The 15,728-nt window shown below is 52.7% G+C and carries 21 protein-coding genes; 6 read left to right on the top strand and 15 right to left on the bottom strand.

The annotated features are described in order from the left end of the window. Positions 1-15: 15 nt before the first annotated feature. The 13 genes from WC772_05265 to WC772_05205 form a co-directional block, all read right to left on the bottom strand. Complete coding sequence (locus WC772_05265; protein MFA6170162.1) at positions 16-171, bottom strand: hypothetical protein; 156 nt, start codon at positions 169-171, stop codon at positions 16-18. Further along, complete coding sequence (locus WC772_05260) at positions 171-1,703, bottom strand: YifB family Mg chelatase-like AAA ATPase (GenBank protein ID MFA6170161.1); 1,533 nt, start codon at positions 1,701-1,703, stop codon at positions 171-173. The genes WC772_05265 and WC772_05260 overlap by 1 nt, the downstream gene beginning before the upstream one ends. Next, positions 1,697-2,065 (bottom strand): YraN family protein, encoded by a 369-nt coding sequence (locus tag WC772_05255; GenBank protein MFA6170160.1) that lies wholly within the window; start codon positions 2,063-2,065, stop codon positions 1,697-1,699. Before WC772_05255 ends, WC772_05260 begins: the two co-directional genes overlap by 7 nt. 82 nt (positions 2,066-2,147) lie before the next feature. Further along, positions 2,148-2,420 carry an HU family DNA-binding protein gene (locus tag WC772_05250; protein MFA6170159.1) on the bottom strand — a complete coding sequence of 91 codons (273 nt, stop codon included), beginning with the start codon at positions 2,418-2,420 and terminating at the stop codon, positions 2,148-2,150. Between the two features lie 69 nt (positions 2,421-2,489). Continuing rightward, a complete protein-coding gene (locus WC772_05245) occupies positions 2,490-3,095 on the bottom strand; it encodes a ribonuclease HII (protein MFA6170158.1) in 606 nt (201 codons plus the stop codon). A 3-nt stretch (positions 3,096-3,098) separates the two neighbouring features. After that, positions 3,099-3,641: a signal peptidase I gene (gene lepB, locus WC772_05240; protein ID MFA6170157.1), complete on the bottom strand. Its 543-nt coding sequence runs from the start codon at positions 3,639-3,641 to the stop codon at positions 3,099-3,101. Continuing rightward, positions 3,628-3,996, bottom strand: a complete 369-nt coding sequence (rplS, locus tag WC772_05235; protein ID MFA6170156.1) for a 50S ribosomal protein L19 — start codon at positions 3,994-3,996, stop codon at positions 3,628-3,630. Before rplS ends, lepB begins: the two co-directional genes overlap by 14 nt. 37 nt (positions 3,997-4,033) lie before the next feature. Then, positions 4,034-4,588, bottom strand: a complete 555-nt coding sequence (locus tag WC772_05230; GenBank protein ID MFA6170155.1) for an RNA methyltransferase — start codon at positions 4,586-4,588, stop codon at positions 4,034-4,036. Beyond that, the gene (trmD, locus tag WC772_05225; protein MFA6170154.1) at positions 4,585-5,313 is read right to left on the bottom strand and encodes a tRNA (guanosine(37)-N1)-methyltransferase TrmD; all 729 of its coding nucleotides are present in this window, start codon (positions 5,311-5,313) and stop codon (positions 4,585-4,587) included. The genes WC772_05230 and trmD overlap by 4 nt, the downstream gene beginning before the upstream one ends. Then, the gene (locus tag WC772_05220; protein ID MFA6170153.1) at positions 5,314-5,733 is read right to left on the bottom strand and encodes a YlqD family protein; all 420 of its coding nucleotides are present in this window, start codon (positions 5,731-5,733) and stop codon (positions 5,314-5,316) included. It lies immediately after the preceding gene. After that, complete coding sequence (locus WC772_05215) at positions 5,733-5,987, bottom strand: KH domain-containing protein (GenBank protein MFA6170152.1); 255 nt, start codon at positions 5,985-5,987, stop codon at positions 5,733-5,735. The genes WC772_05220 and WC772_05215 overlap by 1 nt, the downstream gene beginning before the upstream one ends. Before the next feature lie 2 nt (positions 5,988-5,989). Next, complete coding sequence (gene rpsP / locus WC772_05210; GenBank protein ID MFA6170151.1) at positions 5,990-6,322, bottom strand: 30S ribosomal protein S16; 333 nt, start codon at positions 6,320-6,322, stop codon at positions 5,990-5,992. 59 nt (positions 6,323-6,381) lie between these two features. After that, positions 6,382-7,425, bottom strand: coding sequence for a chorismate synthase (locus WC772_05205; GenBank protein MFA6170150.1), 1,044 nt, complete (start codon positions 7,423-7,425; stop codon positions 6,382-6,384). 286 nt (positions 7,426-7,711) lie between these two features. Between WC772_05205 and WC772_05200 the strand changes: the two genes are divergently transcribed. From WC772_05200 to ilvD, 4 genes are read left to right on the top strand one after another with little or no spacing between them, the layout of a single operon-like run. Continuing rightward, complete coding sequence (locus WC772_05200) at positions 7,712-9,022, top strand: PAS domain-containing protein (protein MFA6170149.1); 1,311 nt, start codon at positions 7,712-7,714, stop codon at positions 9,020-9,022. A 38-nt stretch (positions 9,023-9,060) separates the two neighbouring features. After that, entirely contained in the window at positions 9,061-9,393 is a 333-nt protein-coding gene (locus WC772_05195; GenBank protein ID MFA6170148.1) for a hypothetical protein, read from the top strand. Next, positions 9,393-9,617 carry a hypothetical protein gene (locus WC772_05190; GenBank protein MFA6170147.1) on the top strand — a complete coding sequence of 75 codons (225 nt, stop codon included), beginning with the start codon at positions 9,393-9,395 and terminating at the stop codon, positions 9,615-9,617. Before WC772_05195 ends, WC772_05190 begins: the two co-directional genes overlap by 1 nt. Next, positions 9,614-11,257, top strand: coding sequence for a dihydroxy-acid dehydratase (ilvD, locus tag WC772_05185; protein MFA6170146.1), 1,644 nt, complete (start codon positions 9,614-9,616; stop codon positions 11,255-11,257). Before WC772_05190 ends, ilvD begins: the two co-directional genes overlap by 4 nt. A gap of 2 nt (positions 11,258-11,259) precedes the next feature. Here ilvD and WC772_05180 read toward each other — a convergent pair whose 3' ends face one another. Continuing rightward, positions 11,260-12,273 carry a hypothetical protein gene (locus tag WC772_05180; protein MFA6170145.1) on the bottom strand — a complete coding sequence of 338 codons (1,014 nt, stop codon included), beginning with the start codon at positions 12,271-12,273 and terminating at the stop codon, positions 11,260-11,262. 88 nt (positions 12,274-12,361) lie between these two features. Between WC772_05180 and ilvB the strand changes: the two genes are divergently transcribed. Both ilvB and ilvN read left to right on the top strand, forming a co-directional pair. Continuing rightward, positions 12,362-14,038, top strand: a complete 1,677-nt coding sequence (ilvB, locus tag WC772_05175; GenBank protein ID MFA6170144.1) for a biosynthetic-type acetolactate synthase large subunit — start codon at positions 12,362-12,364, stop codon at positions 14,036-14,038. 10 nt (positions 14,039-14,048) lie between these two features. After that, positions 14,049-14,531 (top strand): acetolactate synthase small subunit, encoded by a 483-nt coding sequence (ilvN, locus tag WC772_05170; GenBank protein MFA6170143.1) that lies wholly within the window; start codon positions 14,049-14,051, stop codon positions 14,529-14,531. Position 14,532: 1 nt separating this feature from the next. On the opposite strand, the gene WC772_05165 is transcribed toward ilvN, so the two are convergent. After that, positions 14,533-15,606, bottom strand: coding sequence for an aminopeptidase (locus WC772_05165; GenBank protein ID MFA6170142.1), 1,074 nt, complete (start codon positions 15,604-15,606; stop codon positions 14,533-14,535). Positions 15,607-15,728: the final 122 nt, after the last annotated feature.

Genomic DNA, 15,728 nt, shown 5'->3' with positions numbered 1-15,728 from the left:
CCGGCCTCTAAAAAGTCAACCCGATCGCCGGCGGCTTTTTCTCTTAATTGGCGAGTATTTAACAATTCTTTCCCGTAGCCATGACCAGCGCAGCCAGGTCTGCAGTTCTTTCGCGCTCATCCTGATCTCCCGGACCTGATTGACCGGCAATTGATAGATGACCTTATACATCAGCGGCTCCCTCCTCTGCGATCAAGCGCCCGGTATTGAGTCGCTTCCGCGATATGTTCGGTCTTGATTACTGTTGCTCCCTCCAGGTCAGAGATGGTTCGGGCGACTTTCAGGATCCGATCATAAGAGCGGGCGCTTAAGCCAAGGTGGAGAATCGCCGCTTTTAGGAGCGTTTCCGCTTCCTTTTCCAGCCGGCAATGTTCACGCAACTGCCGGGAGGTCATCCTGGCGTTGCTAAAAGTCAAACTTCCGCTAAAGCGTTCTTTTTGTCGATCGCGAGCGGCAATTACCCGTTCCCTGATCACTCGCGAGCTCTCCCCGTCCGGTTGAGCGGTCAACTCCTCTCTGGTCAGCCTGGGGATCTCGACTTGCAGATCGATCCGGTCCAGCAGCGGACCGGAAAGCTTTGCCCAGTAGTTTTGGGTTTTAAGGGGGGAACAAACGCACGGCTTTACCGGATCGAGATAATTGCCGCAAGGGCAAGGGTTCATCGCCGCGACCAGCATAAAAGCGGCCGGATAAGTTAGGGTCGCTTGCGCTCGGGAAATGGTGACTTGTCCATCCTCCAAGGGCTGGCGCAAGACTTCCAAGACCCGCCGCTCAAACTCGGCAAATTCATCCAGGAACAAGACCCCGTAATGAGCCAGAGAAACTTCGCCCGGCCGGGGAATCCGTCCGCCCCCGATAATTCCGACATCGGAGGTCGTATGGTGAGGGGAACGAAACGGACGCCGGGTAATCAGCGGCTTTTTAGTATCGAGTAGTCCGGCAACCGAATAGAGGGTCGCAACTTCCAACGCTTCTTCAATAGTAAAGGGCGGCAGAATGCCGGGCAGCCGCCTGGCCAGCATCGTCTTTCCCGAACCAGGTGAACCAACCAATAAAATGTTGTGCCCTCCAGCCGCCGCCACTTCCAGCGCCCGCTTCCCGTGGCTCTGACCCTTGATATCGAAAAAGTCGAGCTCGTCGGCCTCGTTCCTGTTTAATAAGGTTTTGCCGTCAAAATGATGCGGCGCTAACGGCCGCTCGCCGTTGAGGTGGTCGATCGCTTCCCGTAAATTAGCGGCCGCAAACACTTCCACCCCTTCAACCAGCGCCGCCTCGTCCGCATTCTCCCGGGAAATCAAGATCCGCCGCCAGCCACTTCTCTTGGCCGCCAGACAGATCGGCAGGATTCCGTTGACCCGACGAACGGTCCCATCAAGCGATAATTCACCCAAGATTATATAGTCGCTAATGTCTTCTTTTATTAACCCGGCCAGCGCCAGCATTCCCAGGGCGATCGGCAGATCATACATTGGGCCCTCTTTTCTGATATCGGCCGGCGCCAGATTGATGATGAAATAACCGGGCGGGAATTCAAAACCGGAATTTAAGATCGCCGATCTGACCCGATCGCGGGATTCTTTTACCGAAGCATCCGGCAGGCCGACAATCGTTTGTCCGGGCAAGCCTTTCTGCGAATTGAGCTCAACTTCCACAAAGATAGCATCTAACCCATTGACCGCCGCCGAAACAACTTTGGTTAGCATCCGGAAACCTCAAACGCATTCTCCAGGTGGTCAATGATCGGCCCTCCCCCCTGATGACGAGTTATCGTCAAAACATCAAAGCGGCAGTTGAGATCCTTGATTCGATTGACAAAAAGGTAATAACGGGCGGCATGAATAAGGCTTTCTTTTTTACTTTTACTAATAGCGGAGGCTGGGGAGCGATAATTGTTAAATGAATAGTTTTTTACTTCAACAAAGACTAAATAATCACCGCTTCGCGCGATAAGATCGATCTCTCCTTGGTGAGAGCGGAAGTTCCTCGCGATGATCGAATAGCCTTTTACCCGCAGATACTGTTCCGCTGTCTGCTCCCCGCTAACACCAAGCAAATAACTTCTCATTGCCATAATGGGGAAAGTTAAGCAATCTTATTGCCACAAAAAATCCCCCCATCTTCCGGTTATTGAAGATGGGGGGAACTTGTTAATTTACTGCATCGTAAAGATGCTGGCCCGTGGAAAAACGGATAACATTACGAGCCGGGATGGTCAATTTTTTCCCGGTTTGCGGATTGCGTCCGGGGCGGGCTTTGCGGCGAAGCTTCTTCCAGGTTCCGAAACCAACCAAGCGGACATCCTGTCCTTTTTTCAATGAGCCTTCGATAGCGTTAAAGGTCGTGTCGAGGATGTTCATGATCTTAGCTTTCGGCAATTTTGTTTGTTTGGAAACGTAGGCGCAGAGATCTTGTTTATTCATTCACTTCACCTCCTCTCTTCGTTGATTGACATGGATTATAGCAACGCGGTTGTTTGTGTGTCAAGCAAATCAAAGGCTTCTGGCCACCGGCCCAAAAGAGCGGCGATGGATCGGACAGGCCCCGTGGGCGGCAATCAGCGCTAAGTGTTCCCTGGTCCCATAACCTTTGTGGCGCAAAAAATTATACTGCGGATATTTAGCGTGATATTTTACCATCAGCCGGTCCCGGGTAACCTTGGCAATTATAGAGGCCGCGGCAATTGATGGCGAGATCGCGTCGCCCCCGTTGATCCCGCGCATCGGAATGCTGACCTTTAAGCGATAGCGTTCGCCATCAACCAGTAAATACTCCGGCCGGATCTTAAGCGCGGCAATCGCCTTTTCCATCGCCAAACAATTGGCTCGGCCGACATTTATTCGATCAATTACGATGTGGCTAACCGCGGCAATCCCAATTCCCAGCGCAATAATGTTAATTTGGTCGAATAATACGTCCCGATGCCGCGCGGTCAATTGCTTGGAATCGTTCAGGCCGGGAAGATGATAGTTAGCAGGAAGAATAACCGCGGCGGCGACCAGCGGACCGGCCAAGGGGCCTCGTCCGGCCTCATCAATGCCGGCTATCAGCCTGAAGCCCTGGCAGGCAAGACGTTTTTCGTGTAGCGATGAGAGCATTAATTATCGGATTAGGCCAATTTTATTCAAGGGCCAAATCAACAGGAAAGCCTGCCCAATCAGGTTCCTCTTGGGTAAGCTTTGCCAGTAACGACTGTCATATGAATTCGGACGATTATCCCCCATGACAAAATATCTGTCGTTGGGGATAGTAATCGGGCCAAATGTCGCCGGCATGTCGCTTAGGTTGTTGTATTCATTGTTAAGGGGGTGGGTTTCAGCCAAAGGCTTGTCGTTAATGTAAACGACCCCTTTTTTCAACTCCAGCTTTTCCCCCGGAAGGCCAATAAGCCTTTTGATCAGATCTTTTTTATCAACACTGATTTCTGGAACAGAACGGAAGACAACAATATCAAACCGTTGCGGCGGACGGAAATGGTAAATTACTTTATTGACTGCTATCCGATCGGAAATCGCCAGGCCGGGAAGCATCGATTCCGAAGGGATCCAAAAGACTTGCAGAAAAAAGGCCCTGATGACCAAGGCCAGCAGGAGCGCGACAATGATCGTTTCAGCCCAGTCAAAAACCCAATTAAGCTTGGGCACTTTCCGGTCCTTCAGCGACTCCTTCATCAACCCGGATAGCGCGGCTGCCGATCCTCTTTCTTAAATAATAAAGCTTGGCCCGGCGGGTTTTTCCGCTCCGCAACAGGTCAACATGGTCGATCTTCGGTGAGTTGATCGGGAAAGTTCTTTCCACGCCAACACCTTGAACGATCTTTCGGACGGTAAAGTTCTTACGGGCGCCGACGCCGGAAAGCTTCAGGACGATCCCTTCAAAACCCTGGACCCGTTCCTTGCCCCCTTCGATGATCTTGGAGAAAACCTTAACGGTATCCCCCACTTTGAAATTCTTGATTTTCCTTTTTGTTCCCTCTTCGATCTCTTTAATCACTGACATCCCTAACATATTTTCTCTCCTTTTTGCCGGTCGCCGGCTATGAGCCAAGCAACCTATCTAATATTATAGCAACCGCCGACCGAACTGACAAATGATTGTACTCTGTCGGTCCGACGATCGGATCAAGCACCCCGTCAACTTTCTCAAAAACCTCGTCCGCCATTCCCCAACCGGTGCCAAATAAAAGCAGGTAGACCCCGTCGCCCTCTTTTAGGTCGCGCCGCAATTGCTCGAATTTTACCGTTCCTCTCGGCTTGGCGGAGGTCGCGATCACCTTCGGCCTTTGGTCTTCGGCTTCAGTTATTTCGGCAATGACCGAATCTAAAGTATCGGTTATCCTGATCAGCTTGAAAGCTTCGGCCCGGGTCCAGTTAAACTCCTGGGCCCCCTCGTCCAGCCAAAAGTCATGTATTCTCTGGGCAAAATTCCTTTGCGTCGGCATAGGATTGACCACAAAATACTTTTTAATCCCGAAGGTCACGGACGACCTGGCAATATCGTGCAGATCAAAACCGGTAATACAGGTCGTCACGATATCCCGGCGCTTGTTATAGATCGGGTGGTGCAACAAGGCCAGATACAAGACGCTCATTTTAATTCCTCAACGATCTCGGTCAATAAGACCCGGTCATCGGCACTGATCTGAACTCCGGCCAATAGTTCGGGACGCCGAAAAAGGGTCTTGCTCAAGGCCTCTTTTCGACGCCAGCGCTCGATCTGGGCGTGATGGCCGGAAAGCAAAACCTCCGGCACCCGGTTCCCCTCGAATTCTTCCGGTTTGGTGTAACAGGGATGGTCCAACAAACCGGAATAGAAAGAATCCCCTTCGACCGAAGCGGCTTCTTTCACCACTCCCGGGATCTGCCGGGCCATCGAATCGATCAAAACCATGGCCGGAAGCTCGCCACCGGTCAAAACATAATCGCCGATCGAGATTTCCTCATCAATCAAGGCACCGATCCGGTTATCGATCCCTTCGTAATGCCCGCAGATCATGACCAAATGTTCCAAGCTGGCCAGCTCATTAACCTTCGCCTGGGTCAATTTAGTTCCAGTCGGACAGAACATGATCACCCGATCGACCGGATCATTTTTCAAGGATCTAATGGCCGCAGCCACAACATCAGCTTTCATGACCATGCCGGGACCGCCGCCATAAGGCGTGTCATCGGCAGTTTTGTGCTTGTCGCTGGTAAAATCGCGGATATCGACAGCCCGTAGATCTAAAAGCCCTTTGTCCCGGGCCTTTTGGATAAGGCTTTGACTCATCGGTCCCTGAAACATTTCAGGGAAAAGGGTCAGTACGTCGACACGCATTTAGGCGCCGCGGATCTCCTGGACGACTCCGTCTTTAACAATGATTTCGGCGCCACCAACTTTTTTGTAAAGATTATCGCCGACCCCGACATTGACCGGCCCTTCCAACGGGCCCTGGACGAATTCCGAACCAACCTGAAGCCGCTTGGCCTCTTCGATCTTCATCATTAAATCGGCTTTGGACGCCGACTGGCGGTTCCGTTCTTCATCAAGCTGGTGCTTGAAAGCGGCCGCTTTCTGCATCAACCCTTTCTTCTTAAGATCTTCCAAGTAAGCCTTGCTTTGTCCTTCCATCTGGCCCAATTGGCCTTCTAAATTAGCAATGGCCCTCTCTAATTCTTTGATCAAATTCTGTTTGAAGGCCTCGGTTACGATCGCTTTAACCATGACGACTCTTTTGAGCTCTATTCCTTCTGCCATTATAGTCCCCCTCGTTGTTTATCTTCGGTCATAATTTCAACAGTGACTTTCTTTTGCTGTTTCGCGGCGGCCGCTTTAACGATCGTCCTGATGGAATTAGCGATCCGACCTTCTCGGCCGATCACCTTGCCTGAATCTTCCGGCGCGGTCTTGACCTCAACTACCGTGGCCGAATGTCCTTCCGCTTCTTTTATTTCAACTTGTTCCGGCTTATCAACCAGAAATTTAACGATATACTCGACAAGCTCTTTCATCACTAGCCTCCTACGGCTGGAGCAGCGGCGGCCGCTTCTTGGGGAACTTCCTTCTTCGACTTGCGTTTCGGCAAACTAGCCAGGTCGATCGCCGGCATGATCCCGACCTTCCCCAGCAGAATCCTGACTTTTTCCGTTGGTTCCGCCCCTTTTTTTAACCATTCTTTAACTTTTTCGTCCTTTAAATTAGTGAAAATGGTTTCCTTGCCCGGCTGGTAATTACCAAGGATTTCGATCACCGTGCTGGACGAAGCCTTGCTCTCGTCCTGAACGACTAAACGATAGATCGGCCGGTTTTTGGTCCCTACTCTTTGTAATTTGATTTTTGCTGCCATTTTTATACCTCATTCCAAGTAAAATATAACTCTGCTCATCAAGCGCAAAGCCTTTGTTATTATAGCATGGAAAGGCGTTTTTGATAAGAGGAAAAATTGTCCTTTAACTCTTCGAGGCTGTCGCCGCCGAACTTTTCCAGGAAACCGTTGGCCACTTCCAGGGCAACCACCGCCTCGCCGACCACCGCCGCCGCCTCTACCGCACTGACATCGGAACGCTCAACAAAAGCCTTCGTTTTGCTTTTTGTGACCAGATCAACGGAATCAAGCGGGTTTTTCAGAGTTGAGATCGGCTTCATGGCGGCGCGGAGAACTATGGGCTCGCCATTGGTCACCCCGCCTTCCAGCCCTCCGGCATGATTGGTTTTATGATAAAAACCGCGGTCTTGCTCATGAAAGACCTCATCGTGGACTTTGGAGCCGGGCAAAGAAGCGGCGGCAAAGCCAAGGCCGACCTCCACCCCTTTGATCGCCGGGATAGCCATCAACGCGGCGGCTAATTTGCCGTCCATTCGCCTATCCCACTGGACATAACTTCCGATGCCGGCCGGAACTCCGCTAACGATCACTTCAAAAACGCCCCCTAAAGTGTCTCCGGCTTCCCGAGCCCGGTCAATCGCGGCTTTGATCGAGTCTTCCCCGGTCGTCCCGCCAACCTGAACCAGCCGGCTCTCCACTTTAATGGCAAACTGCGCCAGGAGTTTTTTGGCGATCGCTCCAACAGCAACACGCCCGGCCGTTTCCCTGGCGGAAGCGCGCTCGAGGATGTTGCGAATATCTTTTTGGTTATACTTAATGGCCCCCGCCAGATCGGCATGGCCGGGCCGGATCTGGGAGATCGGTTTAGCAAAAAACTCCGTGCTCTTGTTGCCGATGGAGAGGGCGATCGGGCTCCCGATGGTCAGGCCGTTCCTGATCCCGGAAAGGATTTGGGCGACATCCTTTTCTATCCCCATTCTCGCTCCACGCCCATACCCTCCCTGACGACGCCCTAAATCGACGCTCAAATCATCGGACGATAAAGGAAGATTGGCCGGGCAACCGTCGAGAACGGCGACCAAGGCCGGACCATGGGATTCACCAGCGGTCAAATAGCGCAACATGATGAAAGTATAGCACGCGGTTTAAGCATTGAACATATTTCATTCAAGTGCTAGACTTTCGACGTTATATTATTGGGGGGTGCCCTATGAGGAACAAAGATTTTAGTCCCGCCCTGCGGATTGCCGTTGTCTACGCGGCCTTCGGCATATATGGGTCGTCTCGACAGACTTTATCGCTCAACTGCTTTCCGGTTCGCGCCAACAATTATCGATTTTTCAAACTTACAAGGGGAGCCTGTTCGTTTTCTTCAGCGCCGTCACTCTCTTTCTGGTCGCTTTTCGGGAGATGCGGCTCCGGGGGAAAGCGGAATGGTCGCAGCTGAAAGCGGAAAGATATTTTCAGGACCTGTTCGAGAAATCAACCACTCCTTCCCTGATTTTTAAGGACGGTCATTTCATCAACGCTAATCCGACCGCGCTGAAAATGCTCGGACTGGAAAGCCTAAACGAACTTTTAAACAAGAATCCGGTCGACATTTCACCGGAAAAACAACCGGACGGCCAACTTTCAAAAGAAAAAAACATCCTGGAGATCAATCAAGCGACCACCAAGGGCTCGACCCGCTTTGAATGGATCCATCTTCGCCGGGACGGATCGACCTTCCCGGTCGAGGTCAATTTAACTTCCATCGGCACGCCGGATGGCAAGCTGATTTATGGCACCTGGACCGATATTTCCGAAAGGAAAAACAGGGAGGCGGAACTTAAAAAAAGCGAGGAAGCATACCGAACGCTGGCGGAAAATCTTCCCGGACTGGTTTTTCGCTGTCATCTGGAAAAAGGGCACGCAATGCAGCTCTTCAACAACATGCTGGCCCCGTTGACCGGCTACACGGAACAGGAATTAATGAAGGACGGCCTTTGCACGATCGAACCGATCATTCACCCCGACGACAAACAGATGGTCATGGATACGCTCAAAGAATCGGTCTATTACAACAAGCCGTTCCGGATCGAATACCGGATCATCCACAAGACCGGCCAAGTAAAGTACCTTAGCCACCGGGGGCGCCCGGTCTACGACGACCTGGGGAAGGCCCTTTATATCGACGGGGTCTTTTTTGACGTGACCGACAGCAAACAAGCGGACCAACGGCTGGCCGAGAACGAAGCTCGCTTTAAAACTCTTTTTGAGGTCTCGCCCAATCCGATCTTCATTGAATCGCTCGACGGCAAAATCATCGATTGCAACGCCGCCGCCGCCAAATTGTTCGGTTATACCAAGGACGAAATGCTCCGGCTTAACACGGCCGCGCTGGTCCCGCCTCAAGTCGCGGCCTCTTTTCCCGACCTGGTAAAAATGGTCCTGGAAAAAGGGGAATTTTTTACCGAAGCGCAAAACAAGAAAAAGAGCGGCGAACTTTTCCCGGCCGAGGTCTGGATCAAAGCGATCGAAGTAAACGGCCAAAAGATGGTCCTGGTCGCGGTCCAGGACGTTACCGGCCGGAAATTAACCGAAGGGAAAATGAAGGAAGAGCTGGAGATGCTCTCCCTGATCAGCAATACCGCCGCCGGACGGGAACTAAAAATGATCGAGATGGAAAAAGAAGTCAACGCTCTATTAAAAGAATTAGGAAAAGAGGCAAAATATAAATAAGGTTTGAGTCTGCCCCCCGCTTGCTTTATAATTGTCTCGTGGTTAAAATCGCCGAATTTCTTAACAATGTCGAGGCCGTGGACCAGGATTTTATCGGCACGATCGCCTTCCGCAATGAAGAGCTGACCCTTCCCGACGGCAGCAAGGTCGCGCTGGGGCTGGACGACGGCCATTGGGTCGTCGTCTATCAGGCAAAAAGCGGCGCACCGTTCGAGGTCCTCGATTATAACGTTCACGACCAAAAGATCTACGTCGAAAAAAAGATCGGCGGCGAAAAAGAACTGGCCCGCTTTCGGAAAATCGTGCGTTATTTTATGGACCACGCCCAGACCGCCGATCTGGTCACAATCTTGCCGCCGGAGGTTGCCTGATGAAGGACATTCACGGACTGGGAGCGTTCGGTATCGTCCCGCACTTGAGCGAGGACGCGCTTAAACAGGCCAGATTGGCCGGCATTAAAACACGTGCCGGGAAGATCGCTTATCTGACCGCCACCGGGAAGAGAACCGGCCAGCCGACGATCGAAGAAGGGATCTTGCCGGCTAAAGGGGCGCTTAAATGGATCGCCCAATCACTTGAGGAGGAAAACCAATGAGAAGCGACGCCTTGAAAAAACGGGCCCCGATCCGCGCCTTGATCCACGCCACCGGAGTTTCGCCGGAAGAAATGAGAAAGCCCTTCATTGGGCTGGCTTCGAGCTTTACTGACCTTGTCCCCGGCCACGTTGACATGCGCGCGCTGGAAAGAGTGATCGAAAAAGGGATCCACGCCGGCGGCGGCGTCTCTTTCACCTTCGGCCTGCCGGCTATTTGCGACGGGATCGCCATGGGGCACAAGGGAATGTATTATTCCCTCCCTTCGCGCGAACTGATCGCCGATACCATTGAATCGGTCGCCGAAGCGCATCAGCTCGATGGGCTGGTCCTGCTGACCGCTTGCGATAAGATCACCCCCGGCATGCTGATGGCGGCCGCCCGGCTCAATATCCCGACGATCCTGGTCACCGCCGGGCCGATGCTGACCGGTTGTTATAAAATGACCAGGCTCGACCTCGTCCACGACACTTTCGAAGCCGAAGCCGCTTTCAAGCAGGGAAAGATCACTAAAAAAGATCTCGAAGGGTTGACGCTAAACGCCTGCCCGGGCGCCGGTTCCTGTTCCGGGATGTTCACCGCCAACACGATGGCCTGTGCCGGGGAAGCGCTCGGCATGTCGCTCCCCTTCTGCGGGACCGCGCTAGCCGTTTCAGCCAAGAAAAAAATGATCGCTTACCAAAGCGGCCAGAGGATCGTCGAATTGGTCGAAAAGAATATCACCCCGCGCAAGATTATGAACCTGAAGGCTTTTACCAACGCGATCCGGATCGACATGGCGCTCGGCGGGTCAACGAACGCCGTATTGCACCTGACCGCGATCGCCAGGGAAGCCAGGATCAAACTGCCGCTCGAGCTTTTTGACGAGATCAGCAAAGCGACCCCGCATCTCACGAGCCTGCGCCCCAGCGGCAATCACTTCATGGAAGACTTCGAACACGCCGGCGGGGTCCCGGCGGCGATGCATGTTCTGCAAAAAGCGCTCCTTGATAATCCAACCGTCTCCGGTCTGACGATCAAGCAAATCGCCGCCGCCGGAGAAGTTTTCGACAAAGAGATCATCCGCTCAACCGCCAACCCCTATCACAAGGAAGGGAGCCTGGCGATCCTGAAAGGGAACCTCGCCCCGGAAGGCGGGGTGGTCAAACAAGCCGCCGTCGCCGCCAAAATGATGAAGTTCACCGGCAAAGCCAAGGTCTACGATTCCGAAGATGCCGCCCAGAAAGCGATCCTCGGCGGCAAAGTCAAATCGGGAGATGTCGTCGTGATCCGCTATGAGGGGCCCAAAGGGGGGCCGGGAATGAGAGAGATGCTTTACCCGACTTCGGCGATCGCGGGGATGGGCTTGTCCGAATCGGTCGCCCTGATTACCGACGGCCGATTTTCCGGCGGATCGCGCGGCCCCTGCATCGGCCACGTCTCTCCGGAAGCGGCGGCCGGCGGACCGATCGCCATCCTTAAAGACGGCGATATTATTGAGATCGATATTCCCAACCGGAAGTTGAACGTTAGATTAAGCGATACGGAGATCAATCTGCGGCTGCGGCAGTGGAAAGAACCGAAACCAAAGTTCGAAACCGGCTGGCTGGCCAGATATCAAAAGCTGGTTACTTCGGCGAGTACCGGGGCAGTTCTTAAGTAGATTTAAGAGTTGCTGTGCATCGGGACAACGGCGTAAGCGCCGGAAAGCGCCCTAAGAACGTGGAAAAACCTTAGATAGCTTTGCTGTAGTATTATCGCGCTGTGGGTAATTAAGACCTGAACTTCAAATTCATCTCTCTGCGCCCTGGTTCGAATGAGCTGCCGCCTTGCTTTTTCTAATTCCCCCATCATTATCTCCGGACTGCTTCCCTGCCTTGCTAATTCGGCAATTCGATCGCCCTGATCAGCAGGCTGGCGCTGCCAAACCTCTTCAAAAGCGGCCAGGCCGGTCTTTCTGTTGCTTAAGTCCCCGATCCTGGCGCTGACTTCAGTATGCAACTTTCTCTCCGCTGGATTGATCTTCATGCACAGCACGGTATAAAGCGCGATTTCCGCCAGGCGGTCAAAACTGCTGTCCAGGCTCTCTTCTTTCACCGCGTGGCCATTTACAAACACATGCATTAAGCCATCCAACACGGTTGCAAGCCTATATTTCCTGAAATACTCGTTGAACGGAAACTCGGCAGGCAAAAACTCCAGCGCTCTTTCGCACACTGCCAGCTCCCTTTTCGCCTTCTCGACACAACGAAACGCGTTTAACTCCGCTCCTTTTCCGGGCATCAGGCTGGTTAAACTTCTAACCCTTTCCTGAAAAATCCTCACCCTAGCCTCACTCCCGGGCAAAAAAGCGAAATTGTGCAGCGGCAAATTATGCTCGTTGCATCTTTTTGGATCGATCAAAATGAGGGTCAGCTCCTCCGCGAGGCGCGACAGGTGCCCTAAATTCTCTTCACGCCCCGACGAAATCGGCACAAAAACCTTTGGCGGCACAACTGCCAATGTCCGCCCCTTCGCCCCCAAAACAGGGACCAAAGTCGCGCCGGTGGTTTGATAAAAGGCCGCGCAAACTTTGCCGATCGCTTGAGGGAAGTCGAGCGGCGAAGCGGCCGCCGGCCGAGGGGCGACCCTGCTTAATCGGCTTAGATCAATTGAAATTTTAGGCAACTTGATTGACATACAAGTTAATATCAACCCTTTTTGGGAAAAATTTCACTTTACCAGGCTTAATTTTGAAATCGCCCATTTTCTATGCTAAAATTAGCGTATGGAAATCTCCGGCGCGCAAGCTTTATTGGAGTCGTTAAAACACGAAGGGGTCGAGATTATTTTCGGTTACCCCGGCGGAGTCGTCTTGCCGCTTTATGACGCCATGTATTCCTTTAAAGGGGTCAAACACGTCCTCGTTCGCCATGAACAGGGAGCCGCCCACGCCGCCGACGGCTATGCCCGGGCAACCGGCAAAGTCGGGGTTTGCCTGGCCACTTCCGGCCCCGGCGCCACCAACCTGATCACCGGTATCGCCAACGCTTACATGGACTCGATTCCGATGGTCGCCATCACCGGACAGGTTGCGACCCCTCTCCTCGGCCGTGATTCTTTCCAGGAAGCGGACTTGACCGGGATCACCATGCCGATCACCAAGCATAACTATCTCGTCAAAAAGACCGAGGACCTGCCGCGAATCATTAAAGAGGCGTTCTATATTGCCAGGACCGGTCGGCCCGGCCCGGTTTTAATCGATATTCCCAAAGATATCTTTGTCAATAAAATCAAATACAAATATCCGGACAAAATAGAGCTGGAAAGCTATAAGCCAACTTATGAAGGGCACCCTAAACAGATCGCTATGGCAGTCAAAGCAATCCAGGCGGCACAAAAAGCGGTCATCTATGCCGGCGGCGGGGTAGTCGCATCCGAGGCGGCCAAAGAACTGCGGGAATTGGCTGAAAAGTGCCATTTCCCGGTCACCACCACCTTGATGGGGATCGGCGGTTTTCCCGGGACCCACGAACTCTCCCTAGGCATGCTTGGGATGCACGGGACCGCTTACGCCAATTACGCCGTAACCGAATGCGATCTTTTAATTGCCGTCGGCGCCAGGTTTGACGATCGGGTCACCGGCCATATTGCCCGGTTCGCCCCCAACGCCAAGATCATCCATATCGATATCGATCCGGCCGAGATCGGCAAGAATGTCCGGGTCGACGTCCCGATCGTCGGCGACGTGAAAAACGTCCTGCAGGCGATCCTGACCAAACTTGGGGACAAAGAAAAGAACCAGGCCTGGCTTGACCAGATCAACGAATGGAAGGCCAAGTATCCTCTTTCTTACAAGAAAGAAGGGGGCTTGAAACCGCAGTTCATTCTGGAAGAACTTTACGCGCTGACCAAGGATCGGGAAACGATTATCGTCACCGAAGTCGGTCAACACCAGATGTGGGCCGCGATGTTTTATAAATACGACCAACCCCGGAACTGGATCTCCTCCGGCGGGTTGGGAACGATGGGCTTTGGCCTCCCAGCCGCCAATGGCGCCCAGTTCGGCAGGCCTAACGCGCTGGTGATCGACATTGCCGGCGACGGTTCGATCCAAATGAACATCCAGGAATTGACCACCGCGGTCAACCATCGCTTGCCGATCAAGATCTTTGTTTTCGACAACTGTTTTCTCGGCATGGTCCGCCAGTGGCAGGAACTGATCTACGATCGGCACTATTCCCACACCCAGCTCTGCAACAACCCCGATCTGGTGAAAGTCGCCGAAGCCTACGGCGCGGTCGGCTTCCGGGTCACCAAAGAAGAAGAGATCCGTCCGACCATTGAAAAAGCGTTCGCCATTAACGATCGCCCGGTCCTGATCGACTTTATCACGGCCAAAGAGGAAAACGTTTACCCCTTTGTGCCGCCCGGCCAGGCGATCAATGAAATGATTATTGACTAGAGGTAATTACATGAGACATATAATATCAGTTATTGTTGAGAATAAACCGGGGGTCCTGACCAGGGTCGCGGGGCTTTTCGCCCGCCGGGGCTTTAATATTGAAAGCCTGGCGGTCGGCACCACCGAAACCCCGGAAGTCTCCCGGATGACGATCGTCGCCGAAGGGGACGAACAGGATTTGGAACAGATCATCAAACAGCTTTATAAGCTGATCGATACCATGAAAGTTTTTGACCTGCCAGCCGATAAAGCGATCGAACGAGAGCTCGTTCTGATCAAGGTCGCGGCTAACGATAAGACCCGCCAGGAGATCACCCAGATCGTCGATATTTTCCGGGGGAAGATCGTCGACGTAGCCGAAACCTCGATGACCATCGAGATCGTCGGGGACGAGAACAAAGTGGCGGGCGCGGAAAAACTGCTCGCCAAATTCGGCGTCCGCGAACTTGTCCGGACCGGCGTCATCGGCCTCCTGCGCGGCAGCGCCGAGTAATTTAAACTATCTTGCCGTCCCTCATGACGACCCTCGAAGAACCGTCCGCGTCTATCAGGGTCAGCGTCGGGTGCCACATTAAATGATCACGATGGGTTTGTGAGGTATTCACTCCGCCAAACTCTTCGTTTCCTCCCGCCGCAAAATGGACCGTGCCGTATATTTTTTCATCGAACAGCATTTCGCCGGTTTGGGGGAAATCGGCCACGCCGATCCCCAGCTCGCCAATCACCGCCGCTTGGGGATCGTCCTTTTGCCAGATGGCATCCAGCAGCCTGGTTAAGAAAAGGTCTGTCCGCGACTGCCCTAAATATTCAATATTTTTAATTACCCCGTTGCGAAAGCCAAACCTAATCGGCGCCGCGGGGACGCCAAAGTCGCCGATCGTCCCGTCAACAATGGCAATCCCATTGGCCGAATCCTCAAGCGGGGCAAAATACGCTTCGCCCGGAGGCCAGTTCCCGAACGTGCCTGGTTTCTCAATTGTTAATTCGCAATGTAACGGCCGGTTCCCAATGCCTAACATCAAAGAGGTCCCCCGTTGAGTTTCAATCTTGACTGCTTTGGCCCCTTGGTAGGCTTCATTTAAGACTGCCATCCTTTGCGCCATAATGCCATAATCGACGTCCCACTGAAGGGCTTCGTCGGTTATGCCGGGAGAATGCATGACCCGGCTTTGTTGCCCAATCGGGATAAGATGACGAGGAATATCCTTCATTTTTTCGGCCAGCTTTCGGCCTATTTGATAGGATAAGAGTTGAATCCTAAAAGGTGTTTCGGGCTTGCCCTCTCTCGTTACCCCGCTGGTAAACGTATTAACAAACACATAAGGGCCACCTTCGGATACGCTGGCCAGCAAATTGTCGATCCCGCCATCCTCGAATCTGCGTTCTCCCAGATCAAAAGACCTGACTTCATGTCCCAAATCCTTCGCCGCTGAAATAAAAGCCGCCCCAACGGCAGCGCGAGGAGCGTCATGGGTCACATAAACCCGTTCCCCCGGTTTAACCTTTAAAGTATGTTGTAAGATCCCTCTCGCGCTCGCAGTCATCTTTGCCGTCGTTCCAATAATCATAAATTTCCTCCAATTTAAATATATTCAAAGACTTCGTCCTAACCATTATCATTGTCTTTCCGAAACAATTTCAGGTAATTTTAGGTAAGGCGGTTCGCTCTCTTTTTGCGCTATTTATCTCG

The sequence above is a fragment of the Candidatus Margulisiibacteriota bacterium genome (assembly GCA_041661965.1).
Classification (GTDB): Bacteria; Margulisbacteria; WOR-1; order O2-12-FULL-45-9; family XYB2-FULL-48-7; genus XYB2-FULL-45-9.
The sequence above is the reverse complement of the archived record's forward strand: the minus strand, read 5'-3'. Positions and strand labels throughout refer to the sequence as shown.